Below are 25,075 nucleotides of genomic sequence, written 5' to 3' on the forward strand. Positions count from 1 at the left end.
CCGCGAGCGCTGGCGGATCGCGGCGGGTTCTTGCGCACGTGCGCGCGCACCTTCCCCAACACGGCACCGAGCGCCTGGGAGGTGAGGCCACTGCGGCTGGAGACCACGCCGTCTGCCAGATCCGTCACGCGAGCGCTGCCCGATGATCGGTCGTCGCCAGCAGTTGGAACTGGACGGAGCCGAGCTTCCCGGCGTCGCGCAGCTGCTGCTCGACGGAGTGTCGCAGCAGGCGGCTCACCTCGATCAGCGCGAAGTACGCGTCGAGGTGCGCCGGATCGATGCGAGGGGGCGCGTTCTCCATGCCGTGATCCTCCTTGCTTCACGTTCGAAGCAGTGGTACGGTTCTGGCATTGCTTCGAATCCGAAGCAACCGATTCGCAAAGCACAGGAGCGCGCTCATGGCACTCGAGTTGGATCCCGAAGTCGCAATCGCAATGGCTCCGATGGGGCAAGCGATGGCGTCGATGACCCTGCCCGCCGTCGGAGACGTCGAGGGACGGCGGATGATGTGGGAACCGATCCTGGCAGCCGCCAGCGACGCGGTCCCGGCCTCGCCCGACGTCACCGTGACCGAACGGACGATCCCGACGGCGGACGGCGCGACCATCACCGCGCGCTGGTACGTGAAGAAGGGTGCCGAGCCCGGTCCCGCCGCGATCTTCTTCCACGGTGGGGGCTACATCTTCGGGCACATCGAGCAGTTCGACGGCCCCGTCGCCCGGTACGCGTCGCTCAGCGGGGTGTCGATGCTGTCCGTCGAGTACCGACGCGCCCCCGAGCACCCCTACCCGACCCCCCTGGAGGACGGCTACGCAGCGCTCACCTGGTTGCACACCCACGCGGACGAGCTCGGCGTGGACGTCGACCGGATCGGCGTCATGGGTGACAGCGCCGGCGGTGGATTGGCGGCTGCGGTGTCGATCCTCAGCCGCGACCGGCGCGGGCCGGCCATCGCACAGCAGATCCTGCTGATGCCGATGCTCGACGACCGGACGACCACCCCGGATCCACACATCGAACCGTTCCTGATCTGGTCGTACGACGACAGCCGCACCGCCTGGCCCGCGCTGCTCGGTGACCGTGCCGGCGGCCCGGATGTCCCGGCGACCGCTGCTCCCGCACGTCTCGACGACCATGCAGGGCTGCCGCCCGCCTACATCGAAGTCGGTCAACTCGACGTCTTCCGCGACGAGGACACCGCCTACGCGACCGCCCTGAGCCGCGCCGGTGTTCCGGTGGAGCTGCACCTGCGCCCCGGCGTTCCGCACGAATTCGACTCGATCGCGCCCGATGCCGACGTGTCCGGCCGTGCGCTCGCCGACCGGATCCGCGTCCTCTCCTCTCTCTGACCCCCCGACGGCGGTCCCCGCTGTCCCGAAACGACCAACCCATCCGGCGTTGACCGACACGCCATCTCTGATCGGAGCATCATGACCAGTTCTCGAACCCCCTTCGCCGTCATCGGCGCGACAGGCAACCAGGGATCAGCAGCGGTGGACGAGCTGCTCGCCGCCGGAGCCCCGGTGCGTGCCCTCGTCCGCCATCCGGACGCCGATGCCGCCTCCGCCCTCCGAGACCGCGGTGTCGAGGTCGTCGCCGCGGACCAGGAGGACCGCGATGCGCTCGAGCGCGCCCTCGCCGGCACGGCAGGACTCTTCTTCTTCACCACCTTCGAAGGCCCCGACGGCACCGAAGGGGAGGCCCGTCGTGGGATCACGGTCGCCGACGCCGCCGCCCGTGCCGGCGTCCCACGGGTCGTGTACTCGTCGGTCGGTGGCGCCGAGCGCACGACCGGCGTCCCCCACTTCGAGAGCAAGCGTCGCGTCGAGGAGCGCCTGGAACAGCTGGACGTGCCGGCGACCTTCGTACGACCGGCCTTCTTCATGGAGAACCTGCTCCAACAGCTGCCGACGAGCGACGCCGACGACTTCGTGCTGCGGTTCCCGATGCCGGCCGACCTGCCGATGCAGATCATCGCCGTCCGTGACGTCGGCCGCACGGCGGCGCGATTGCTGCTCGACCCGGACCTGCTGGCCGGCTCGGCCATCGAGATCGCCGGCGACGAACTCACGATGGACCAGGTCGCCGCCACCATCGGCGAGGTCTACGGCATCGAAGCGCGGTTCGAGGCGCTCCCGGTGGAGGTCCTCGCCTCCGACGCGGACATGCACGCCATGTTCAGTTGGTTCGCGACCTCGCCGTCATACCTGGCCGATCGACCCGGGACGCGGAAGATCGTCCCCGAGGTTGCCGACCTGCGAGGCTGGCTCGAGACGCAGCGCCGTCGCCCACAGGACCCGGCAGCGGCGTGACCGATTCGGCTCCCGCTGTGTCCGCGAGGCGCAGCGGGAGCCGGGCGGCCCCGCGGCGGACCCGAGGTCCTCCATGTCGTCGACGGCGACCAGAGCCGCTCCTGGCCAGGGCCACATGCGCACCTGCCTAGGCTCGAGGGATGTCCGCCTACCCTCGCACTCTCAGTCCCACTTCTCACGAGCACCTCGGATCCCACGTCGTGCCGAGCGTGGAGGTGGCGTTCCCGAAGTGGACTGGTGCCCCCATCGCCGACGCGTACGGGAGGAAGCCGGTCGTGAGCCGGCGGATCGAGCCGATGTTCGTGGAACTCGCGGTCGCCTCGATGGCGACCGCGTACGGGTGGGACGCCCGATGGCTCGACGAGCTCCGGCACGACAGCCACGATGACCGTCCCCAGATGATGTCGTGCTGGGACCCGAGGCTGGGCCGGCACGACCAGATCCAGGACCCCGTCTCCCATGCACCGTCCAGGGCAGCGCTCGAACGCATCGCCGAGCAGCGGGGCAGCTGGGCCGGCGCCTGGTCGGTCGCTGCGGGCCATGAGGGCGACGTCGTGTTCTACCAGACGGTTCGTGGACGCACAGCACCGACAGCGAGTCAGATCGCCTGGCTCGATGCGGCCGTGGCAGCAGGAATGTCCCCTGACCAGTTCGTCGTCGCTCGCTGGCGCCTCCACTGACACTCGGCTCGGCCGACCTGCTTCCGCCGCAGCGGAGCCGGCGCCTGGTCCACCGCCGCGGCGGGCGCCTCCCGGTCGGATCGTGCGGGGGCCGGACTCGCACCCCGGGGAAGGCCGACTCGCATGTCGGTCGCGTATCGTCACGACCAAGCGCGACTGCGTGAACTCTGCTGCACCGGTTGAAGGACCGATCCTGACGGAAGGCTGGTCCTTTGACGACCACCGATCCGATCGTCGCGGGATACACCCGCACCCGCCCCAGCTCCGGCGGCCGTTCCGGCACGTCGACGTACTCCGCGCTCCTCGCGCAGGTGAAGGACCACCACCTGCTCCGACGCCGAACCGGCTTCTACTGGTCGCTGTTCGGCAGCTTGGCCGGCACGCTCACCCTTGCATGGGTCGCGTTCGCGTTCCTCGGTGATTCCTGGTTCCAGCTCATCGTCGCCGCCGCACTCGGCGTGATCTTCACGCAGTTCGCGTTCCTGTCCCACGAGGCCGCGCACCGCCAGATCTTCACCTCACAACGGTGGAACGACCGCGCCGGCCGCTACATCGGCACCTTCCTGGTGGGGCTGAGCTACTCCTGGTGGATGAACAAGCACACCCGGCACCACGGGAACCCGAACACGGTCGGCAAGGACCCGGACATCGCGCCGGACACCATCCGATTCCTCCCGGAGGACGCCGCCGCGGTGCGGGGGCCCCTGCGGTGGCTGATGCGCGTGCAGGGCTACGCGTTCTTCCCGCTGCTCGCCTTCGAGGGCATCAACCTCCACTGGCTCGCGGTGCGCTCAGTCGCCACCGGCAAGGACACCAAAGCGGACGTGCGGCACCGTTGGCTCGAGGCGGGACTCCTCGCGGTCCGGTTCGGTCTCTACCTCACGGCCGTCTTCTGGTTCCTGCCCTTCGGCATGGCGTGCGCGTTCCTCGGCGTCCAGCTCGCCGTCTTCGGGATCATGATGGGCGCCTCGTTCGCGCCCAACCACAAGGGGATGCCCACCATCGCCCACGACGCGAAGGTCGACTTCTTCTCGCGACAGGTGCGGACCTCCCGGAACATCCGCGGCGGCTGGTGGGTGTCGTTCCTCATGGGCGGCCTCAACTACCAGGTCGAGCACCACCTGTTCCCGAGCATGCCGCGGCCGGCGCTCAAGCAGGCGCGCCTGTTGGTCCGCGACCACTGCGACACACTCGACGTGCCCTACACCGAGACAACGCTCCTCCGCAGCTACGGCATCGTCGTCCGCTACCTCAACCGCGTCGGTCTCTCCGCGCGCGACCCGTTCGCATGCCCCATGGTCGCGGAACTCCGCATCCATTGACGACACCAGCCTCGGCCGGCCCATTCACGTGATCCCCGGTCGAGGTCCCTCCGGACCACTTGCATCCCGTGCCCGGCTCGACCATCCGAGATCAGGCCGGCACGACATGTCCACAGGCACCGTGAAATGGTTCGACAACACCAAGGGCTACGGCTTCATCACCCCCGACGACGGCACCGATGACGTCTTCGCCCACTTCTCCAGCATCGTCCCGGCCGGCGGAGAACGCGTCCTGAACGACCACCAGCGCGTGCAGTACGACCTCGGTCCAGGGAAGAAGGGACGCAACAAAGGACCCCAGGCCGAGAACATCCGCCCGCTCCCGTGACGCCCAGCGCCGCACGCGCATGACGAGCGCTGCGGACGCCGGACGAAGCGCAGGGACGGGATACGTCATCACCCTCGGCCATGGCCCCCGATCTGGGTTCCCTGCGAGGCCTCTCAGGCTCGGTTCGGCTCGTTATCGTGAGGGGTGGGCCGGCAACACCACCGGCCCGGATCACCGCATTTCGATCAGGAGAGATGACGATGACGTCGCTCGCAGCACTTCGACCGACGACCGCGAAGGTCGTCACGGAATCAGCGACGGGACTGGACCCCGATCGCGTCCTCGTGTTCGGGGACGCGCTGTTCCCGCCCGGCAGCGCCCTCGACCAGGGCGCGCGCATCACGGCGGATGCGCTCGCCGCGATGACCGGCCGCGGGGCTGACGTCACGGCCGTGTCGTGGTCGGCCTGGCCCGGTGAGCCGCTCGCCGCTGCAGCGACCACGCTGCGGTGCGTCAACTACGACATCGTCGTCGTCACCCTCACCGACAGCGTGCTCCACGGACGGACCTCCGCCGCGGCCGTGGCCGCGGCCGCGGCAGATCTCCTGGAGCAGGTGGACCGGTTCCGGCAGCGACTGCTGCCGACGACCGAGGTGATCGTGGTGCTCTCCCACCGCGAGGACCAGTCGGACCTCGCCGTAGCCCTGCAGGCGGGACGGGACGAGGTCGTCATCCTGGCCGTGGACAGCACGACGATGAACGGGTTGCCCCGGGTGCTCGAGGTGTCCAGGGCGCTCCTCGCCCATCAGCGCGCCACTGCGCGGAGCCCACAGTGGCACCGCGACGCGCCTCAGCCGTGCCAGGAGCGGTACGAGGCGGTGGACCAGCTCGGCATCCTCGACACGGCTCGGGAGGCCCGGTTCGACCGCATCGTCGACAGCATGGCGCGGGTATTCCGCACCGAGGGTGCGGCGATCACCTTCATCCCGGAGAACCGGCAGTGGACCAAGGCCGGCCGGTGGTTCCCGGTCGGCAGCAGTCCACTGCAGAACTCGTTCTGCAGGACGACGGTGCTCGGCTCCGGCCCGCTCGTCGTCGGGGACGCCTGGCAGGCGAAGCGGCCATTGCCGCGGAACGACGTGCGGTTCTACGCCGGGTACCCGCTCGAGACGCTCGACGGCACGCGTGTGGGTGCCGTGTGCGTGTTCGACCCGAAGCCGCGGGACGAGGCCTCCGTCGAACTCGATCTGCTCCGTGACTACGCGGTCCGCGTCCGGCGCGAGCTCTACCGACGGTGACGCGCTGCTGCTCCCGGCCCGCGTGCGCGTGGCCGCTGGCATGGCCCTCCGGGCGATGCCAGCGCTGACCGACCCACGGGAGGCCTCTCGCCGAGAACGGCAGACTCCCCCTGCCGCGGGTGAGCCGTAGCACGTCGTGGCGCGGGCGGCGGCCGAGTGCTGCTGCTCGGCAGCCGGCGTCCGGATGATCCCGCTGGGGAGGCCCTCCCTCCCGGCACGAGATCGCGCACCGACGCGCAGAGGCGCCTGCCCACAGCGGTGGCGGCGGCTCTCACGACTGGAACTCGGCGTAGTCGTCGGGGTAGACGTCTCCCTCCGGCAGGGTCGTCGCCTTGGCCGGGTGGACGAGGGCTTCGATCTTTTCCCGCAGATAGGTGTCCGCGTCCGCGTTGTCGGGCTCGGGCACTGTGGTGGTCGAGGTCTCGGCCATGAGCGGTGCGCCTTCGCCGAGGAGGAACGTCGCTTCGACGTCGTCGCCATCGGAGCTCATCGCCTTGACGGTGACCGCGTCCGCGGTGCCGTCGGTGCCGAGGGCACTGGCGTACTCGAGGAGCAGATCTGCCGTGGTGTCGCCCAACAGGAGCGACTTGTCCGAGTACGTCACGTGCTTCATGAGTCGACCGTACGCGCCGGAGCATCTGCACTCGCACGCCGCTGCACGGCTCCTGGTGCACACCGATCCGTGCGCTCCGACAGGTCGAGCTGTCGCGGCCTCCATCGGGTTGCCCCGGGTGGCCACGTTTCCGGGTCCGAGCAGACCAGCGGCACCCCGGACACCGTCGCCTTCTCGGTGCTCCTCGAGAGCGGTGACGTCGCCCCAGCGGAGATCCTCCTCGGCCGAGCAAGCCAGGTCATGAACGTGCCAGAGCCCCGCGAACACGAAGGCATCGTCGACGAAGACCTCGTCCGGAGCCTCGAGCAGAAGACCCCCGCCCTCGGTCGTTCTCGGCCCGAGACGGAGAGCGGGGACGGCGTGCAGCAGGGCCATCCCGACGACTCCTGCAGCGTCGCGGACACGAGAACGTCATGGCCGCCGGGGCCCGGCCTCGGATATCGCGAGTAGGATAGCCCCAGGGCGCTTCGCAGGTTGCGGGCGGCCGCATCTTGTTCGCCAATGGGCGGCCCTGATGTCCAAATTGGATGAGGGCGCATCATGGGTAGCTTGACGTACGACCACTCGCTCAACGTCGAGTTCGACGACCGGCTCCTCGGGCATCTGCAGATCGTGATCGGCCTGAAGCTGCGCCGGAACGAAGCGTTCTACTTCTCTTGGAAAGACGACCGACGGGTCGGCGACGGCCGAACCACCATCTGGATCCATCCGACGATCCCGCTGGTGTTCAAGTTCTACGGCAGCCGGATGCCCGCTCTCAACCGGGAGTGGATCGCCGCCCTGGAGCTCTCCTCGAACACAGCGCAAGGGCTTCAGGTCCTCGAGGAACCGCGCTCTCCGGCGACCGGGAACGGCGACAACTGACCATGAAGCGGATCAACATCACCTACGGCGGTATCGAGTACAGCGTGACTGACGCGGACCTCGACGAGGTCAAGGCGACGCTGCTCGCTGCGGTCCGGGCGGAAGCCCCGATATGGATGCGCGTGAACCACGGCGAAGGCTCATACCGGCAGACCGAACTTCTGATCGAGCCCGGTGTCAGCATCGCCATCACCGGTATCGACGCGGACTGACGCGCTCCCGGCCCCGTCTCAGCACGAGCCTCACTGCCCACCACCGAACGGCCTGGTCGTCAGTCCAGCGTGCCGGTGGTGTCGAACGTGAGCCCGAGCGCCGTTGCAAGCTCCCGGCCGAACACTTCTGCTTCTGCGGGCGTGTCAACGCGGAGCAGCGGTGTCCTGCCGACCGACAAGAGCCATTGCGCTCCGGTGGACCGGGCGGTGACCGCGTTCCGCCTCACCATGGCCACGCCGTCCCCTCCTTGTCGAGCAGACCGCACCTGTCGGCTCCTGGCACCCACGAGCCACCCAACCTCTCTGCAAGCGCCGAGGAGAGCAGCCGCGGGCTGACACGGTAGGTGTGCAGGCGAACCGATCGCTGCGGCAGATGCCGTTCCCGAGTCAGTGTTCGAAGATGGAAATGGGCGGCACGATCGACTCGATACAAGGTCAGCTCCTACGGATTCGTGAGACACAGCGAGCCAAGGTCACGAGTGCTCGGAGCGGCTGACGGGGACTGAGCCAGCACTTGAAGCGTAAGGACGGCCCCGTCCCGAACAGGAGGGTTTACGAAACGCTCATCATGAGGTATGCGTCTGTACCGCGCCGTGCGCCGTCGCCTGCAGCGAATCGTTCCATCGGGCCGATCGGACGGGCAGACGGCCCTGCAACACTCGTGCCGAACCTGCAGCAGTCCCTCGTGCCCTGGGTCGAGCTGCCGGACAGCTCGAAAGCACAGGCAGCCGCCGAAACGAGAAAGAAGCCCACCGAGATCCTCGGTGGGCTTCTTCTTGTGAGCCGGTTCTTCAGACGATTTTCACGTTGGCCCCTTGGTGGTAGTTAACGAGTCGCGCAGATCCCTGTACTGGCGCCGATGGGCGCACAGGCGACAGCACCCTACGGCACAACATGGTGAGCACTGTTGGCACAGAAGGCACCCTTGGGAAAGGATTTTGCCTTGCGTTTCTGCGACGGGGGCTAACGTCATCGGGGCCTCGCGCAGTCCACAAAAGCATTTCGGCGACCGCCCGTACGTTGCCCAGTTTTCGGCTGCCCGATGGGCTAGAGGGCGTTCTATCGGGTCCGTTTGCCGCGAAGCCGGGCTGTCGCGCGGCGGGCGTGCGGCGGGAGCTTGCCACCGCCTGACGGGGGCGGTAGGAGCCGCATGGCCGCTACTGAGGCGTCCATCTCGATGGAGTGCGGCTCGACACCGTCAAGCAGGGTCTGACGTAACAGACCACCCCGGCGATCAACCAGAAGCACAAGGCACCGATCGGCCCCAAGCTGGTACTTCTTCGCGCGAGCATAGCGATGCAGCCGGTCGAACTCCTGGTCCACTGAGTTGCCGCCGGCGGGGGTGCCGAGCGCGACGCAGCTGTAGCCCCACTGCGATGCCATCGAGTCGAAGAACGTGTGCCGGTCGCCGTCCGCTCGGCTGTGCTCGAGCATCGCTGCCATCATGTCGGCAAACTGATTGCGTGCCTCCTCGCCGAGGTTGAGTAGGTCGGCGCTCATCCGCAACCATCCCGAGCCTCGTGCGGCGACGAGCGTCTGAACAAATCGATCGACGCGGTCTCTGCGTCCGGCGAACTCGGGCTTGTTCGCTGGAGTGTCGCTACTGCCCTCCTGGAAGGTCATCCACGCGTCGAGTGCGTCCGTCCAGGTGTGCACCCTCGTGATCGCAGCCTGAGAACGGTACTTCTGGCGGGCGGTCGCTTTCGGACGGTCTGACGTCGGATAGCGGCGGTAGATCATGTCGGGATCAGGGTCGACCCAGAGGCGTCCGCGGACGAACAACATGACGAGATCGAGTTCGTCGGTAGCTTCGTAGCGGCGTGCGATCTCAACGTCGGTGCGGCGGCGAAGGAATAGGAGAAGCTCTTCAGCCCGGTCCAGGATCGTCGTGGTCACGATTAGGTCGTGCAGCGACACCACCCAGGGCACCCCCTCCGGCGGCAAGACGCGGGCGCGGACCAGCGCGTCAAGAGAGCATCCAAGGGAACTGAGGTCTTCGAGCGTGACCGCAACGGCGTGGACTTCTCTGACGTGTGACAGGTCGAGCCAGGTACCGTCAGGTCGCCAGAGCCCGCGATTCGTCTCAATAAGCGCGGTAAGGCGGGCTGCTTGGTTTCGCGCTTCACCAACGGTCTTCTCAAGATCGGTGGCGAGTTTCCGGACGCTGCCTTGCCGAGAACCTTCGGAAATCGGCCGTCCCTTCACCTCGACGCAAACGGCGATCCCGTCGACGATGAGGAGCCCGTCCGCTTCGGTTTGGTCGCCAACCGTGCGCGGGTCCGCCGCATCGGGTCCGAGGGCGACGACGTCAAAATCTTTCCTAGGCATGAGATATTCAAGCGACCGATAAGTGACATCGGGGCGCAATGCTGCGGCAAGGCAGTCAACGGCCATCCGCTCACTGATTCGGCTGCGGTGGTTTTGGTACGCCTGCAGCGAGGATCGTTTCAAAGCCGCCTCAAGCACTGGGCGCAACCCGTCGACCGCGAGGTCCCCGCCGCTCGGCAGGTAGTCGCCGCGATCGTCCCAGATCAAGTTGCGGCTGAGCAACGGGTTTTCGCCGCTGAGGAATCGATGTGCCGCGTCCGTCGGATCCGTTGCAAGGAACGGCAACGACAGCTCAACAACGATCCGCTCGCAAACCTCAGCAGGTAACCCGGAGCGTGCGGCGATGGCAGCAACGGTGACAGTGGACGTCGCGCCTGGGTGTTCGAAGAACGCGTCCCAGACGCTTCGGATCTGTTCCGCCTCAGCTTGCGAGGGCTCGAGAATCGCGCCGGCCATAAGTCGCTGCATGCCTTCCAGCAACTTGGTTCGCGATGCGCTCCATTCGTCACCGATCGCCCGCCGCACGGCGACGACGTCGTCGTAGTCGAACCCGATCTCGGCCCGCAGCCGCTTCGCAATGTCCCGGTCCTGGAACAACTCACGCTCTACCGCCGCTTGCACGGACCCGTACTGGCGCACACGAACGCGCAACTCGGTCGCGCGGTACTGCGCCGCGAGTGCTGCCAGTGGATGCTTGAGTCGCGCTGTCTCGGCGACGAGCAGATGACCGGCAGTCGCGAGCACTTCGTTTGCGGCGTTCAGCACGTCCTCAACGATCGCGGCGGGGCGCTGCTCGTCCGCCTGGGCTGGACGGCTTGGACTGCGCGAACCGCGGGAGAGCAGGAGGATGACAACGAGTTCGACTGCCGCTGGCGTGGCAGTGTTCTCACTCTCCTTGAAACCGTCGAGGCTCAACGGGGCTTGCGCCATCCGCACGAGTTCGATCAGGTCGAACGCATCGAAGGGGGCCGCGAGTTCTAGGATGAGCCTCAGCCGATCCGCGATGAACGATTCGGCCCGGTGGATGCCGTCGGCTTCGGATTCCCCTGGTCCAAGCACGGAGGCCGCCTCGGCAGCCTGTCGCAGGATCTGTCCGGGATCTTGCGCGTCGGTCAGCAACTCGTATGCGACCGGTCGGCGCTTCTGTCGGCTCACGATTCCTCCGTCGCTGGGTCGGCTCCAAGCGCAATACTTGCATGTGAGACGCCGACGGTTCGCGCCTCGTCGACAGAGATATAGGGGTGCAGGAGCTTCACCGAGCACTGCCCCGGGAGGAGCTTGAATATGGCGAAGATGGACGTTGAATGGGCCGCCGCGGAGCTTGATGCCTTCTTGAGCGTCACCTCACAGGTGGTTCCACGCAGCACGGGTGGCGTTGCCTACTTCGGAACCGTCATGTCCGGTTCGCAGTCTGAAGCAGATCAGCGCAGCCACGTCGTCGAGCAAATCCTTGACCGAGCGACGCCGGGGTGGGCGTCGGATCGGCCAGAAGCGGATAAGAAATACACCTGGCTGCGCGCCAAGGTTGCTCGTGGGAAGGCGGCGCTAGAGCGCGCCGAAGAGATTGCTGAGAAGCTCGGCGATTCGGCGCCGGAGTTGGACGCGGGCAAGCTGCACGCTTGGGCGTGGGAGAACGGCGCTTCCTATTGGCGCACTGGTCATTACCATCAAGCGGTGATGCAGGCGGCGATCCGCGTGAACTCGGAAACCCAGGCGAAAGTGGGACGTCGGGATGTGTCCGAAACGGCTCTTTTCAACGAGGCTTTCTCGCTTGATGACCCAAAGCCCGACAGGAGCCGGCTCCGACTAACGAAGGACGACGGTGGCGACACCTACCGCAACTTGCATCGAGGAGCCCGATCCTTCGCAGAGGGCCTCTACGCTGCCATCCGCAACCCGGGAATGCACCAGGCACATGATGTGGACGACGAGCATCTCGCACTTGAACAACTAGCCGCGTTCAGCATCCTGGCGCGGTGGGTCGACGAAGCGGCAGTGCTGACCGCCTAGACGACAGCCCCTCCGGAGCCGTCGAGCCAGTCCAGTCCGCGAGGCGCGTTGCCGAGCCGGAACCCACACAGCCCGTCAGATGACGCCGGCCGCTGCTACGGGCTGCTGCGCGGTTGGTCTCGGCGCGATGAGCAGGGACCAACTGCACTCGGCATACTGCGGCGACACAGAACGCACGGCCCTCGCTGACCCTCGGGGCATTCGCCGTGCATCGTCGGCGTCGGCTGAGGTCCGTGCGGTGTAAGAGCCGTCCGCTGCCACTGCAGACGACAGGATGGTCACTATGAGTGGAAAGTCAGCGAAGGCCAAGCGGAAGTCCGTGGTAGAGACAGCTGAGCAGCGGCGTGAGTTGGACGCGGTGATGCTCCGGGACGACGTGTCGTGGTGGACCTCGTTGGTGACGTCGGCGGTCGGCACGGACTGGGAACCGACGGTTGGGCTGTCGATCCTCCCGCAGGTTGCGCGTGTTGTCCATGAGGGACTGGACCAGCTGAAGCGCGTTGACCCTGGAGCCGTCGACCGCGTCACGGCGGGTTGGGATGTGGACATCGCCACAGCTCGACACACGGTGAAGCTCCTCGATGACGACAAGAAGTCTGTGGACTCCGTGCTCGACCAGTTCGCCTCGATCGCCGCTGAGCACACCGCGGCGTTCTCGTCGCTGAACGACTTCGCGTTGTTGGAAAGCGACGGACGTGCGCTCGCTTCCACCCGGTTGGGGTCCTATCAGGCGGCGGACCTCAACGATCGGTGGGCCGCTGACGAGGACTCACGGTCGTTCAATCTGGGGCAGACGATGGGGCAGCGCAGCGTGGAGCTTCAACGCGCCTTCGGCATGGGAGATCCTGTCATTCGTCAGGTCACGCTGCCAGCGGTTGCTGTACCTCGCCTCGTCGACACGACAGCTGTCCTGTTCGACGCGACGTCCTATCCCGACTTCGGCACCCCGTCCGTGAAGGACCTTTTGCTGATGGTGGAGTGCTCGGTGAACGCGGCACTGTGGGTGTTCGCCCCTACTGCCGCCACGCATCGGTCAAGCCTTTTCCGCGTCCGGTTCGTCGTGGCGACGCACGCGCTGAGTGCGCTCGCGCAGATCTTCGAACGTTTCGACGTGGACGCCGGCGCAACTGCCCAGCAGCAGGTAAAAGCAGTTTTGCAGTCTGAGCAGGCCGCCCGAGTCCTCCAGATGCGAGCCCTCCGCAACCGGTCCATGCACTATGGCGTCCCGAAGACGCTGACAGGACTCTCCGCCAGCAAACCCGCGTACGGCCTCGTGGAAGCCACGACTTCGGGCGCAGCGAGGTATGCAGAGGTCGAGGCAGACGTTGTGGAGTTGCTGACGAAGCTCTCGGACGCACTTCGCGCCTGGCGACGCGCCTGAATCAGCGGGCGACCCAGGGAGCCTGCGGGTGTGAGTCGCGCTCGAGACAGCTGCATAGGGGCATCTCAGCGATGGCGCACGAGCCACCTCGACGACAATACTGAGCAAGTACGGATTGACATAGAATCCGCTGGTGCTGCTCGATCCCGGATCAATCACTGAGGTCGCTGAGAGCGCTGTGGATGCGATGCTCGCTATCAGCCCCGACGACGCGATGTTCGTTCGGTCGTGGTGGCCACACTCGGCCTGCGATGTCTCGGCAATCGTGATCAGTCAACTTCTGCTTGATCGTGGAGATCGTTCGTGGCGCGTCGTGACTGCAGAGTCAGAGACTCGGCGAGCCGCCCACACCTGGCTGGAGCGCCGCAACGACTCGGGCCAAGTCGAGTTCTCCATCGACGTCACCCTCCATCAGTTCGCCTGGATCACCGACAAGCCGTTCTGCGGCGCGGGGGGAAAGCCCTGCCCGACAGCACTTCACCAGAGTCACCCACGACTACCCCGCAACGAGCGTTCCGTGGATCGGCACGGAGGATCAGGTGCACCTGACGACCCTTCGACAGGTCCGAGCCCTGATGACCTGACTCCCACACGTCGGTAGCTGCAACCGGGGAAGCAATTACGCGTCGGGGATGCTGACGGTTATTGCTGCAGGAACCGGAACACGGGAGCGCAGGTCGAGACTGCAATCGGTCCGGCAGCTGTCGTCCTGATCGCAATGTCGTTCGGGCGCGGGTTAGGCGATTCACCCGGTCGTAATGCCCGACCGACCTAGAGAATCGGGGGATGACTGACGGCGAAGACGAACAGCTCCCGGTGGCGAGCTTCGGGGGCAGAGCGAAGCGGGTCGAGCGGGACGAACTGAGGGCGTACCTGATCAGGCTCGACGCGATGTGGGCTTCCGCCGGTGACCGCGTAGACGAGGCCGACGCGTTTCGGAAGCGACTCGGCAGCAAGTACGCAGACGGGTTCCAATCCTTGGATCGGATGCTCGAGGAGGCGATGGATGCCGCTGATTGGGCATCTTCGGCGCTGGATGGTCTGCGTGCGAATGCTGCTGACGGCCAGCAAGTGCAGTACTACGCGGTGATCAAGGGGTTGTGTGCTCGGGCGTTGAAAACGTTCGGCGAGGTGCTGTGGCTGCTCAAGGGCGGCTACCCGGATGGCGCGACGGCGCGCGCTCGGACGCTCCATGAGATCGCTGTGACCATCACCGTGATCGCCGTATACGGCGGCCCCGGTCGCCAGTATCCGGAGCTTGTCGATCGCTTCGTGACCCACCGCGAGGCGATGGTGCCAAGATTTGCGCGCTCGCTCGTCGCGTCTGGGATGCGCGAAGCGACCGACATCCTTGACGAGGAAACGCTGCTGGGCTTGGAAGCTCGTCGGCGTGAGCTGGCGGAGCAGTACGGGAAAGATTTTGTGCAGCCGAACGGTTGGGCCGCACCGCTCTTCAAGCCGAAGACACGCATCACGATAAGCGCGCTGATGAAGCTCGTGTCTCCAAGCTTCGAGTTCTACTACTCGATGGCGAGCCATCCAGTACATGCGGATTCGGATGGATGGCACAGCGCGATCGTGCGTGATGGCCACGACGTCGTCCTTTCAGCGGGCATGACGAACCTTGGGCTTGGTCTTCCCGCGGAGGTTGCATCCCTACTGCTGTTGCACGTCCTCGACGCGACCGTACCGACGCGCGTCGTAACCGGGAAGCGTGTTGACACGTCCGGGGCCTTCCTACTCGCAGGCATCGAGCACTTCCGCGACATTGGCATGCAGGCGATCAAGACCGCGGAGGAGGCGATTCTCGCTGCGGAAGCAGCACTCGGCCAAAGGTCGGCGGGGCCAGACGGGACAGCATCTGATTCGCGCCAGTCTGCTCCCGAGTCCAACGTGACCTGTCCCGGGTTTCCCGGACACTTGAGTTGGGGCGATGATCGTCCCGGAGAAGGAGTCCGTGATGCCTGCTGCGAAGCCTGAGGAGTTCCGCCGCCGCGCTGTGGCGCTCGCTCGGCAGGGTGAGAAACCGGTCCGTGAGATCGCGAAGGACCTCGGGATCAGCGAGTCGGGCCTGCGCCGCTGGATGAGCGAAGCGGCCGTCGAAGAGGGCCGCGCCGAAGGGATAACCCGGGACGAACGAGCCGAGCTGGTTCGGTTGCGTCGGGAGAACCGGGTGCAAGCGATGGAGATCGAGATCCTGAAGCGGGCCAGCGCCTACTTCGCGCGGGAGAACGTGCTCCCAAAATAGTGTTCCGGCTCGTCCGCGAGCTCGCCGATGACGGGGTGCCCGTCGCGGTGACGTGCCGGGTCCTGCAAGTCTCGCCGTCGAGCTACTACGAGTGGCGATCCCGCCGTGCCTCGGACCGCGACATCGACGACGCGTACCTGATCGACCAGATTCGGGAGATACATGTTCGCTCTCGCGGCACCTACGGGGTTCGTCGGGTGCACGCGGAGCTGGTTCTCGGGCAGCGGCGCCGGATCGGGCACGGCCGAGTCGAGAAGCTCATGCGCCTTGACGGGCTGCAGGGAGTCCATCACCGGAGATGGCGCACCAGCGGCTCGGGCCGGCTGCCGGCCGTGTTCGAAGACCGGGTGAAGCGGGTGTTCGCCGCAGACGCGCCGGACAAGCTGTGGGTCACCGACATCACCCAGCACCGCACCGGCGAGGGGTGGTTGTACTGCGCGGCGGTGATCGATGTGTTCTCCCGCCGCTGCGTGGACTGGTCGATCGCGGACCACCTCCGCACCGAACTCGTCGTCGACGCGATCCAGATGGCCACCGGGCGCCGCCAGCCCACGGGAACGATCGTCCACTCGGATCGTGGAGCGCAATTCACGTCATGGCTGTTCGGCAGCCGGCTGCGCGAAGCAGGCCTGCTCGGATCGATGGGGCAGGTCGCGTCCGCGTATGACAACGCGCTGATGGAATCGTTCTTCGGCTCGATGCAGATCGAGCTGCTCGACCGCTGCGACTGGCCCACCCGCGCCGAGCTCGCGTCGGCGATGTTCGAGTGGATCGAAGCGTTCTACAACCCCACCCGTCGCCACTCCGCGCTCGCCTACTACTCGACCATCGAATTCGAGAACCTCTCACCGCCGCCGAAACCGCGGCATGATCAACACAAAGAGAGCGTCCGGGAAACCCGGGACAGGTCACTTGCGCCCTGGCTCGAGCACTACAACACTGGCCGGATCCACTCGAGCCACGGCTGCACGCCCGCAGCCCGAGTGTCACCAACCTGATGGCTCAGTACAGCTAGAACTTCGTGGGGCAGTTCCTCGCATCATGCCCGCGGTAGCCGCAGAGGCTGCATTGACCAGCGTTGACGCGGACCATACACGTGCGAATGTCGTGCCCAAGCTCGCCGCAGTTGCTACAGGTCCTCGATCCAGAACTGCTCATCGCCACCTCCATCTGTCCTATCCAGTGGTGCGATTCTAGTGACCTACGCGACCAGCTCTGAGCGCCAGGGCCCGGTCGACGGCAAACCGCAATCGTGCCCGTAGGAAGCTCGGCGCGGATTAGTGTCAGACAGAGAGCCCGCCGTCTGACAAGGTCGACGGTCGCAGTGACCCCTCGGGGAACTGGATGTCCTCGGGTTGTACTGGCGCTCCCACCCCGAACACGCGCCAGCCGAGAGGGCCCTCTTTCACCAGGGTCACGAACGAGACCTCCTTCACCAATATCGGGTCGGGTCCTTGCACACCCGATCCTTGGAGCCCCGGATCGCCGACGAGCTTCACGTACGCCACGTGCTCAGTGCGGTAGTCCACGAAGTTCGTCGGCGCGAACGGACGCAGTTGCCGCCCTATCTCCGCCCAGTCAGCTCCAGCCCAGCCTTCTGCGAAGCTCGCAACTGCCCCGACTGGACTCATAGCGGGGTCTGCGGGCCGCCCCTCATCCTCGGCATCCGCCGCGTCCCAAACAGCACTTAGGAACGCGAACACGAGCATCGTCGGATTTGTCGGGTCTTCCTTGCCGATCTGCGCCGGTGTTGCGGCAGGCATCGGCTTCCAGCTCGTAGCTTGGTTGGAGGCGTCTTCGAGGTTACCTTCGGCCGTCCGCAGCCACTTCGTACCGTTCGGCGCAGTGAACGAAAGCTCCGCACGCGGATCACTTACGTCGAGTTGGGCAGCCATTGCACCAGAGATGTCGTACTCCCGAACCGACCGTGGAGGCAGCACTGCGATTGGACATGGAGAGCTCAGGCTCCCGAGCGAGGTGCGCTCCGCCCCGACGATGACGTTCACGAACGCTTCGAACACCGGCTCATTGCTTTCGTTGCCCACGTGAAGCGTCGTCAGACGGCTGTAGGTCCTACGGTCATCGTTCACTCGGAAGTCCACGGTCACCCATGCAGAGACAAGCCGCGCGACGCTGCCTCGCTCCTGGCGCAGGGAGCGCCCGGCGAGCCACACCGCTACAACAGTTGCGCCCACCGTACCGATACCGCTCAGCGCGTCCCAGATCGACCCGTCGACGCGCACGGCTCCGGATCGACCAGACGCGAATACGAGCCACGCCGAGACCACCACTAAGGCGGTAGACACCGCCGCAAGCAACAGACGAAGGACGTTCACGTTCACGGGCTCAGTATGGATGCGTGAGGGGTTTCGGAGGGGTTGACGCATCCGGAACGAGGAAAGCCCCGACAAAACGTTCGTCCTATCGGTGCTTTTCGGTCGGGCTGACAGGATTTGAACCTGCGACCCCTTGACCCCCAGTCAAGTGCGCTACCAAGCTGCGCCACAGCCCGAGAGCCCGACGAGCGGACTCTGGTGCCGCTCCGACCAGAGCGACCCGACAAGCATAGCGGACCCGCGCCTCCCGGCCGCGCACGCCAGCCAGCGGGCGCTCGGCGGGCCAGACCGCCGGGGAGGACCGTCCTCAGCCGCGGAGGAACGACGCAGCTCTCGCGCCCCACCCCCGGATCGTGTCCGGCGTCCCAGCGACCTCGAGCGTGGCGGACGGCAGCAGCTCGGCGAGCCGTTCGGCCGTGCTCACCGGATGCCCCGAGTCCGTCGCCCACGGCAGCAGCAGCGTCTCGTGTCCGATCGTGGCGACGGCGTCGGCATCGGGGAAGTCCGACCCGGCGGCGCCGCGGAACACCGACGGCAGCAAGTCCGCAGGCACATCGGGGTCGCGATCGAACGCCCACCCGCCCTGCTCCAGGATCGGCACCGACGGAGCTGCCGCCATGGCACGGCGCCACCCGTCCATCCCCTCGCGTTCGACGAGGTCGGCACCCGCCCGGTACAGGTTCCCCTGGTTGGCCCGTGTCTCCCACGCCGTCGGCGGGATGCTGAGCACGAGGCGACGGAACCGTTCTGGGCGTCGCGTGGCTGCCCAGATGATCGTCGCCGTGCCCATCGACGCACCGATGGCATCAACTGGTGCACCCGGCGACACGGCGTCCGCGAGCGCCAGCAGGTCGTCGGCGAGCGCCGCCCATTGGTAGTCGGACGGCTGCGCAGGACCGGTGGAGACGCCGTGGCCGCGAGCGTCGTACCGGACGAGGCGGGCGTCCGCGGCGACCGCGGACCAGTCGAACACGCCCTCGGCGTCCTCCGCCGCCCGGCTGGCGCCGAGGCCGTGCGCGACGATGACGACGCGGTCACCGGCGCCCGAGACGTCGTACGCGAGCCGGGAGCCGGGGATGTCGAGGTGTCGATCGCTCATGCCACCACGGTAGGACGAGTCCGCGACGAGCGCCGTGCCTCCCGACGGATCCTGTGGACTCCGGTGGAGACTGGAGCGCATGTGGACGGGGACCTTGGAGTTCGACCTGCTGCTCGGTGATGTGCATTCCCTCAAGGAGAAGCGTGCGGTCGTCCGTCCCATCGTCGCGGAGCTCCGCCGTCGGTTCACCGTGAGCGCTGCGGAGACCGACCATCTCGACCTGCACCGCCGCGCGGGCGTCGGGCTGGCGGCCGTGGCTGCCTCCGCCGGGCACGTCGTCGAGGTACTCGACGCGGCCGAGCAGTGGATGGCCGAGCGGCCGGAGGTCGACCTGCTGTCGGCACGACGCCGTTTGATCAACTCCGAGGACTGATTCCACAGGAGGGTTTGCCCGCCTCCTTGTCCAGAGGCAGGCCGGGAGGCCCAGGTGTTGTCGGCCCCGCCTGTCACCATGGAGTGGTGACCAGCGATCCCGCCACCGTCGTGGCCCCGTCCGAAGCCCTCCGCGCCGAGGCGCTCGAGGCGCTGCACGCCCTGACCGGGCGGCAGGACGCCGTGTTCCACGACGGCCAGCTCGAGGCGATCAGTGCGCTCGTCGAACACCGGCAGCGTGCGCTCGTGGTGCAGCGCACCGGGTGGGGAAAATCGGCGGTCTACTTCCTCGCCACGTTGTTGCTGCGTCGCCGCGGCGCCGGTCCGACCGTCCTCGTCTCGCCACTGCTGGCGCTCATGCGGGATCAGGTGGCGGCCGCGGCACGGGCCGGCGTTCGAGCGATGGCGATCAACTCGGCGAACGCGCACGAGTGGGGCGACATCACCGCCGCGCTCCGCGCCGACGAGGTCGACGTGCTCCTCGTCTCCCCCGAACGCCTCAACAACCCGCGCTTCCGAGACGAACAGCTCCCGACCCTGGTCGAACGGCTCGGCCTGCTCGTCGTCGACGAGGCCCATTGCATCTCCGACTGGGGTCACGACTTCCGCCCCGACTACCGGCGTCTCGCCGACCTGATCCGAGCCCTGCCGGACGGGGTTCCCGTCCTCGCGACGACCGCGACCGCGAATGCCCGGGTAGTGGCCGACGTCGAGGAACAGCTCACGGTCACACCGGACGCGCCGGTGTTCACGATCCGGGGTTCGCTCGCGCGAGCGTCGCTGCGTCTCGGTGTGCTGGACCTCCCGGACGCGCGTGCTCGCCTCGGTTGGCTCATCGCGCACCTGCAGGACCTGCCGGGCAGCGGGATCATCTACACGCTGACGGTGTCGGCGGCCGAGGACATCGCTCGCCTCCTCCGCGAGGCCGGCCATGCCGTCCGGGCCTACACCGGTCGCACCGACGCCGAGGAACGCGCGCAGCTCGAGCAGCAGCTGAAGGACAACGAACTCCGCGCCCTCGTCGCCACGAGCGCCCTCGGGATGGGGTTCGACAAGCCGGACCTGGGGTTCGTCGTCCACGTCGGGGCACCGTCCTCGCCGGTCGCGTACTACCAGCAGATCGGGCGTGCAGGTCGGGCCACCCCGAACGCCGACGTCTTGCTGCTCCCCGGTCGCGAGGACCGCGAGATCTGGCAGTACTTCGCGAACGCCTCGATGCCGTCCGAGGACCGTGCGAACGCCGTGCTCCGGCAACTCGAGCGGGATCGGGCGTTCTCGACGGTGGCGCTCGAAGGCCTCGTCGACATCAAGCGATCGACGCTCGAGCTATTGCTCAAGGTCTTGGACGTCGACGGCGCGGTCCGCCGCGTGTCCGGCGGCTGGGTCGCCACGGGTGAACCGTGGCAGTACGACGCCGAGCGGTACGAACGAGTCGCGCAGGCACGCATCGCCGAGCAGGAGTCGATGATCCGGTACGAGCACGCGACGACGTGCCGGATGCAGATGCTGCAGCAGGACCTCGACGACCCGACGGCGGAACCCTGCGGCCGCTGCGACATCTGCGCAGGCGCGTGGTACCCGACCGATGTGGCTGCAGGCGCCTCGTCCGAGGCGGCTCGCACGCTCGACCAGGTCGGCGTCGAGATCCCGCCGCGACTCCAGTGGCCGTCCGGGATGGACCGGCTCCACGTCCCCGTCAAGGGCAAGATCACTCCAGCCGAACAGGTTGCGACGGGCCGGGCCGTAGCACGCCTCACCGACCTCGGCTGGGGCGGCCCGCTCCGCGCGCTGTTCGCGCCGGACAGCGCCGACGCCCCGATCAGCGCCGAGCTCATGCAGGGCTGCGTCCGCGCGCTGCGCGACTGGCTCTGGGAGGCCCGACCCACCGGTGTCGTCGCGCTTCCGTCACGGACGCGACCGCTCCTGGTCGCTTCGCTCGCGGGGGAGCTCGCGCGGATCGGCAAGCTGCGGTTCCTCGGGACTCTCGAGCGAACGGGCGGCACCATGCGCGCGGACGGCGCGACGAACAGTGCGTATCGACTCGCCGGCATCTGGGACAGCGTGCGCGTCGGACCTGACCTCGGAGCCGCGCTCGAGGAACACCACGGGCCGGTGTTGCTCGTCGACGACCTCGTGGACAGCCGGTGGACCATGACCGTCGCCGGACGCGTGCTGCGGCAGGCCGGAGTCGAGCAGGTCCTGCCATTCGCACTCGCTGTGGTGGCCTGACCGAGCACCCGGAACGCCAGCGCGGACGCATCCAGCGGGAGCCGCATCAGCTCCGGCTGCCTCAGCTCCGTTCCCGTCGGCGCCTGGTCCGCGGCGCGGGCTTCGGGAACGCGGCGCGCATGTGGTCCGACGTCAAGAAGTCACCGATCCCGATCATGAGCAGCGAGAACAGGATCTGCTCGACGACCATCCAGAACGGGTACAGGCCGGGGATCGCGGCGATGACGAGCGTGACGACGGGGAAGATCCTGCTGAACAGCCGCAGCCGTGAGTACGCCCAGTAGTACCCGAGCTGCGCCCGCCACGCGAACACGGAGAGGGTCAGGGTGATCAGGAGCACAACGGTCGCCCGGAACCACACTGCCCATGGAACGGCGACGCCGGCCCGTGTGAGCACGACCGCGATGACGATGGCGGTGAGCCCCACGAGTGTCTCGGCCACGAGGAGCCAACGGATCCATCGGAACGCGCGCACCGTCCGCGGATGCCACCGCATGTCCTCACCGATCACGTACCCGGCCTGACGCCCACCGGCGAGGCGGTCGAGGCGCAACCAGCACCACGCCCTGTCCGCGAGCGCTGCGAGTCCGTGCAGACCGTTGCGCTGGCCGTGGCCGAGTGCACCGCCGTGCGACGCCTGCGTCATCCTCGTTCTGCCCTCCGGGTCGATCCCGAGCATCAATGGTGCCGCATCGGTCGCTGAGAGAACGGTTCACACGGGTGGTCGAGCGACCGGCGACGCGAGCCAAGTGTCCGCACGACCCCCAGCACGATGACCGGCCGCACGGCACGGCACGGCACGGCAGCGATGCATCAGTAGGAGTCGCCGGGCAGCACACCCCCCGGCAGCACGACGCACCGCGAGAACGAGTCGATCCAGATCGCCGTCGGGTCCGAATCCGGCCCGGGTCCGATCAGGTACTGCTCGTCGTGGGGCAGGGTCAAGGTGACCCCGCGATCACCGGCAGCGTCCGTTCGTATCGACACGACGCCGTCTCCGGCCTCGACGAGCGCCCGCCGGATCATCTCGACCGCAGGGCGGACCTGATCGGCGTCATGCAGGTACACCCACGTCCGGCCCGTCCAGGATTGTCGGCCGTCGGCGCAGCTCAGGAATGAGCCCTCATCCAGCGACCGCGTGCGGTCGACGAGTTCGGCGGGGACGAGATCGGCGATCTGGTGCTCCCGGCGCTGCACGCCGGCCTTGACCTCAGCGATCGTCGGTTCGCCCGGGGTCCTGGTCGGCGTGGGTGGCGAGGGTGGTTGGATCACGGCGCAGCCTCCGAGTGCGGTCAGTACGGCGATCGCGCAGACGGTACCGGCGAACGAGTTCGTCAGCGGACCGGTCAACGCAGCACCTGCCGGTCGAGGTCCTGGAGGAGCGGGCGGTTGGCCGGCGCGTTCGACGCGACCAGCGAATGGTTGCTCGTGAGGGCACCGAGCTCTGCTTCGACCCTCGCCGCGAGCCCGGGTGTGCGATCCGCGGCGTCGTCAGCGGGGCTGCGGTAGTACGGACCGTGCTCGAACGCCGGCTCGTGCCGCGGGTTGACACCCTGCCAGACGGCATCGAGCACGGGCGCCTGGAGCACCTGCAGGACGTCGTTGTACGAGTAGTCGAAGTACTCGGTGGCCGGGTCCGCGCGCCAGTCCAGCGGCATCCCCGCACCGGAGAGGGAGACGACGGCGTCGTACCGACTTCCGGCGACCTCGGACGCGGCGACGTTCGCCAGGCCCCAGCTGTGTCCGATCGCCGTCGACCGGGCAGCGGCGAGGACTGGGTCGGACTCAACGCCGCGGGTGAACGACGCCAACTGTCGGCCACTGCGGAGCGCGAAGGCCGTGTCGTTGGCCTCGATCACGAAGCCCTTCGCTGTCGTTGTCCCGTCGGGCTCCACGACTCCGGGGAATCGGCCGTCCTTGTACACGAACACGACCGCGTCCTCCTGGTGTCGCCTCGACAGGTACGCGGGCACCTGCCGCACTCCCCCGCCGTACATGGCGTCGAGGTTGGTGAAGGTCCCGGGCACGTAGGTGATCACGTGCCTCGTCGCGGGGCTCGGCGTCCCGAGGACCTCGATGATGCGGCTGTGGTCGATGTCCAGCAGGTACGTCCGTCGACGTCCGGCCACGACGAGTGCCAGGTACGCGCGTTCCGCGTCGAGCTGGGCGATGCGCTGTCGGAGGTCCCCCTCGCCGTGGCGGCCACGCGCGACGAGGGCGGCACGCTCATGGTCCAACCGACGGATGCGGCGCACCGCCACGTGCCGGTTCGCGGCGACGCGCGCCTCCACCGGGACCCCGTCGCGCGACCCGAAGAACGACGGCAGTGCTGCGAGCAGCGCCGACTGGACGGCCGTGGTGCCATCACTGGCGCCCATGCTGTCCCAGCGGTGCCTGACCGCGTCGGCGCTGCCGGAGAAGGCAGCCCGCACGAGCGCACCGTGCGCGTCTGCGTAGGACCTCACCTGCTCAGGCGTCATCGCGGCGAGCAAGGCGACGAGGTCCGTGGCCGATGCCGCCACGCCTGCGCGCCGGACCACCGCGTTCGCATCGTCGGCGTCGTGCAGCGCCTCGACGAAGGCGCCGTCGAGGCGACGCCTCCGGACGCGGAGGTCCTCAAGCGCCGATTCCACGTCTGCGCGCTCCCGTTCGGCGAGCGCCGCCGTGTCCTCCGCACGAGCGCGCTCTTGACGGAACCCCGCGAGGTCCCCGGGTTCACCCCCACCGAGTGCCGTGATGCGGTGGAACTGGTCGTCGAGGTCCAGGAGCCATGTCCGCTCGGAGCCGATGGTCGCCTCGGCCTCGGCGAGCCGACGGAGGGCTTCGCGCTGTTCCTCCTGGATCTCAGCGACGCCGTCCGCGTACCGGGCGAGCGCCGTTTCGTGGAACTGGAGACCGGCCTCCAGGACGAGCGCCGAGGCCAGGACGGACGGCACGGTCGCGGCGAAGGCGTCCGCGGCCGACCCCGCCCATGCCGTGTGGTCGAACTCGGTTGCCGAGCGGACGGCGCGGACCGCAGCCGAGGTGGCACGCAGGACCGCATCACGGTTGCGCGCCAACGATCGGAGCTGACCTGGGTCTCCCGCGCCCGGGTCGTCGTCGGTCATCGCGCCGCGACGGCCAACAGCCCGTCGCATTCCGCCATCCGGTCAGCGGTGGTCCGCGCGAAGGCACCGAGGTGGTGGAGGTCGTCGGCACACGCGCGCGATCGCGCCACCTGTCGAGCGACCACGTCGTCGAGTTCCGCGACCACGTCGGCTCGCCCGACCGCGTCGTCGTGCGGGCCGAGCATGCGCGGGTCGATCAGCACGCGGTCCGCGGCCTCGTCCAGCGTGCGTGCGAGTGCCTCCAGTTCCGCGCGGCTGATGCGGAGTTCGTCCGTCGTCGATCCCGCCATGGTTCCCCCTCGTCCCGTCGCCCACGTCTGCTGTGCTGCCGGGCCGGTGACAGACCCGGCAGCACCCGCGGGGCCCCCGTCCCGCTCCCTCAGGCTAGCCGACCGA

At 67.6% G+C, this 25,075-nt stretch carries 25 protein-coding genes and 1 tRNA gene; 15 read left to right on the top strand and 11 right to left on the bottom strand.

Annotated features, from left to right (window positions below; genetic code table 11):
- Positions 1-124: 124 nt before the first annotated feature.
- The gene (locus DEI92_RS16830) at positions 125-301 is read right to left on the bottom strand and encodes a hypothetical protein (protein WP_258370097.1); all 177 of its coding nucleotides are present in this window, start codon (positions 299-301) and stop codon (positions 125-127) included.
- A 154-nt stretch (positions 302-455) separates the two neighbouring features.
- Here DEI92_RS16830 and DEI92_RS06505 point away from each other — a divergent pair, with 154 nt between their 5' ends.
- From DEI92_RS06505 to DEI92_RS06530, 6 genes are all read left to right on the top strand, one after another.
- The gene (locus DEI92_RS06505; protein ID WP_220037459.1) at positions 456-1,349 is read left to right on the top strand and encodes an alpha/beta hydrolase; all 894 of its coding nucleotides are present in this window, start codon (positions 456-458) and stop codon (positions 1,347-1,349) included.
- Positions 1,350-1,430: 81 nt separating this feature from the next.
- A complete protein-coding gene (locus tag DEI92_RS06510) occupies positions 1,431-2,312 on the top strand; it encodes an NmrA/HSCARG family protein (protein WP_111012798.1) in 882 nt (293 codons plus the stop codon).
- A 200-nt stretch (positions 2,313-2,512) separates the two neighbouring features.
- Entirely contained in the window at positions 2,513-2,992 is a 480-nt protein-coding gene (locus tag DEI92_RS06515) for a hypothetical protein (RefSeq protein ID WP_111012799.1), read from the top strand.
- A 212-nt stretch (positions 2,993-3,204) separates the two neighbouring features.
- A complete protein-coding gene (locus tag DEI92_RS06520) occupies positions 3,205-4,314 on the top strand; it encodes an acyl-CoA desaturase (protein WP_181434687.1) in 1,110 nt (369 codons plus the stop codon).
- A gap of 106 nt (positions 4,315-4,420) precedes the next feature.
- The gene (locus DEI92_RS06525; RefSeq protein ID WP_111012800.1) at positions 4,421-4,642 is read left to right on the top strand and encodes a cold-shock protein; all 222 of its coding nucleotides are present in this window, start codon (positions 4,421-4,423) and stop codon (positions 4,640-4,642) included.
- Positions 4,643-4,842: 200 nt separating this feature from the next.
- Positions 4,843-5,880 carry a GAF domain-containing protein gene (locus DEI92_RS06530; protein ID WP_146249119.1) on the top strand — a complete coding sequence of 346 codons (1,038 nt, stop codon included), beginning with the start codon at positions 4,843-4,845 and terminating at the stop codon, positions 5,878-5,880.
- 271 nt (positions 5,881-6,151) lie between these two features.
- Here DEI92_RS06530 and DEI92_RS06535 read toward each other — a convergent pair whose 3' ends face one another.
- Positions 6,152-6,493 (bottom strand): hypothetical protein, encoded by a 342-nt coding sequence (locus DEI92_RS06535; protein WP_111011350.1) that lies wholly within the window; start codon positions 6,491-6,493, stop codon positions 6,152-6,154.
- A gap of 540 nt (positions 6,494-7,033) precedes the next feature.
- On the opposite strand from DEI92_RS06535, the gene DEI92_RS06545 reads away from it, so the two are divergent.
- On the top strand, positions 7,034-7,357 hold the full coding sequence (locus tag DEI92_RS06545; protein ID WP_111012803.1) for an ATP-dependent DNA ligase: 324 nt from the start codon (positions 7,034-7,036) through the stop codon (positions 7,355-7,357).
- 2 nt (positions 7,358-7,359) lie between these two features.
- Entirely contained in the window at positions 7,360-7,569 is a 210-nt protein-coding gene (locus tag DEI92_RS06550) for a hypothetical protein (RefSeq protein WP_111012804.1), read from the top strand.
- Between the two features lie 59 nt (positions 7,570-7,628).
- Here DEI92_RS06550 and DEI92_RS16500 read toward each other — a convergent pair whose 3' ends face one another.
- The gene (locus tag DEI92_RS16500) at positions 7,629-7,805 is read right to left on the bottom strand and encodes a hypothetical protein (RefSeq protein WP_181434689.1); all 177 of its coding nucleotides are present in this window, start codon (positions 7,803-7,805) and stop codon (positions 7,629-7,631) included.
- Between the two features lie 823 nt (positions 7,806-8,628).
- Positions 8,629-11,052, bottom strand: coding sequence for a hypothetical protein (locus DEI92_RS06555; RefSeq protein WP_111012805.1), 2,424 nt, complete (start codon positions 11,050-11,052; stop codon positions 8,629-8,631).
- A 129-nt stretch (positions 11,053-11,181) separates the two neighbouring features.
- Between DEI92_RS06555 and DEI92_RS06560 the strand changes: the two genes are divergently transcribed.
- The 5 genes from DEI92_RS06560 (at position 11,182) to DEI92_RS06580 (ending at position 16,534) form a co-directional block, all read left to right on the top strand.
- Positions 11,182-11,907 carry a TIGR02391 family protein gene (locus DEI92_RS06560; RefSeq protein WP_111012806.1) on the top strand — a complete coding sequence of 242 codons (726 nt, stop codon included), beginning with the start codon at positions 11,182-11,184 and terminating at the stop codon, positions 11,905-11,907.
- A gap of 283 nt (positions 11,908-12,190) precedes the next feature.
- Positions 12,191-13,288, top strand: coding sequence for a hypothetical protein (locus tag DEI92_RS06565; protein ID WP_146249120.1), 1,098 nt, complete (start codon positions 12,191-12,193; stop codon positions 13,286-13,288).
- A gap of 786 nt (positions 13,289-14,074) precedes the next feature.
- The gene (locus DEI92_RS06570; protein ID WP_111012808.1) at positions 14,075-15,268 is read left to right on the top strand and encodes a DUF5677 domain-containing protein; all 1,194 of its coding nucleotides are present in this window, start codon (positions 14,075-14,077) and stop codon (positions 15,266-15,268) included.
- Entirely contained in the window at positions 15,249-15,536 is a 288-nt protein-coding gene (locus DEI92_RS06575) for a transposase (protein ID WP_181434691.1), read from the top strand. The genes DEI92_RS06570 and DEI92_RS06575 overlap by 20 nt, the downstream gene beginning before the upstream one ends.
- Positions 15,536-16,534, top strand: coding sequence for an IS3 family transposase (locus tag DEI92_RS06580; protein WP_181434692.1), 999 nt, complete (start codon positions 15,536-15,538; stop codon positions 16,532-16,534). The genes DEI92_RS06575 and DEI92_RS06580 overlap by 1 nt, the downstream gene beginning before the upstream one ends.
- 285 nt (positions 16,535-16,819) lie before the next feature.
- On the opposite strand, the gene DEI92_RS16305 is transcribed toward DEI92_RS06580, so the two are convergent.
- The 3 genes from DEI92_RS16305 to DEI92_RS06595 all read right to left on the bottom strand — a co-directional run bounded on the left by DEI92_RS16305 (position 16,820) and on the right by DEI92_RS06595 (position 18,971).
- Positions 16,820-17,878 carry a hypothetical protein gene (locus DEI92_RS16305; protein WP_146249121.1) on the bottom strand — a complete coding sequence of 353 codons (1,059 nt, stop codon included), beginning with the start codon at positions 17,876-17,878 and terminating at the stop codon, positions 16,820-16,822.
- A 96-nt stretch (positions 17,879-17,974) separates the two neighbouring features.
- Positions 17,975-18,048, bottom strand: a tRNA-Pro gene (locus DEI92_RS06590).
- A 131-nt stretch (positions 18,049-18,179) separates the two neighbouring features.
- Positions 18,180-18,971, bottom strand: a complete 792-nt coding sequence (locus DEI92_RS06595) for an alpha/beta fold hydrolase (protein WP_111012893.1) — start codon at positions 18,969-18,971, stop codon at positions 18,180-18,182.
- Positions 18,972-19,050: 79 nt separating this feature from the next.
- Between DEI92_RS06595 and DEI92_RS06600 the strand changes: the two genes are divergently transcribed.
- The gene (locus tag DEI92_RS06600; protein WP_111012812.1) at positions 19,051-19,344 is read left to right on the top strand and encodes a DUF503 domain-containing protein; all 294 of its coding nucleotides are present in this window, start codon (positions 19,051-19,053) and stop codon (positions 19,342-19,344) included.
- Between the two features lie 83 nt (positions 19,345-19,427).
- Positions 19,428-21,572 (top strand): ATP-dependent DNA helicase RecQ, encoded by a 2,145-nt coding sequence (locus tag DEI92_RS06605; protein ID WP_111012813.1) that lies wholly within the window; start codon positions 19,428-19,430, stop codon positions 21,570-21,572.
- A 61-nt stretch (positions 21,573-21,633) separates the two neighbouring features.
- On the opposite strand, the gene DEI92_RS06610 is transcribed toward DEI92_RS06605, so the two are convergent.
- The 4 genes from DEI92_RS06610 to DEI92_RS06625 form a co-directional block, all read right to left on the bottom strand.
- A complete protein-coding gene (locus tag DEI92_RS06610; protein WP_258370098.1) occupies positions 21,634-22,218 on the bottom strand; it encodes a hypothetical protein in 585 nt (194 codons plus the stop codon).
- Positions 22,219-22,385: 167 nt separating this feature from the next.
- Positions 22,386-22,844 carry a hypothetical protein gene (locus DEI92_RS06615; RefSeq protein WP_146242950.1) on the bottom strand — a complete coding sequence of 153 codons (459 nt, stop codon included), beginning with the start codon at positions 22,842-22,844 and terminating at the stop codon, positions 22,386-22,388.
- A 74-nt stretch (positions 22,845-22,918) separates the two neighbouring features.
- A complete protein-coding gene (locus tag DEI92_RS06620; RefSeq protein ID WP_111012815.1) occupies positions 22,919-24,679 on the bottom strand; it encodes a hypothetical protein in 1,761 nt (586 codons plus the stop codon).
- On the bottom strand, positions 24,676-24,969 hold the full coding sequence (locus tag DEI92_RS06625) for a hypothetical protein (protein ID WP_111012816.1): 294 nt from the start codon (positions 24,967-24,969) through the stop codon (positions 24,676-24,678). Before DEI92_RS06625 ends, DEI92_RS06620 begins: the two co-directional genes overlap by 4 nt.
- Positions 24,970-25,075 lie beyond the last annotated feature (106 nt).

The organism is Curtobacterium sp. MCBD17_034, assembly GCF_003234515.1.
Taxonomy (GTDB): domain Bacteria; phylum Actinomycetota; class Actinomycetes; order Actinomycetales; family Microbacteriaceae; genus Curtobacterium.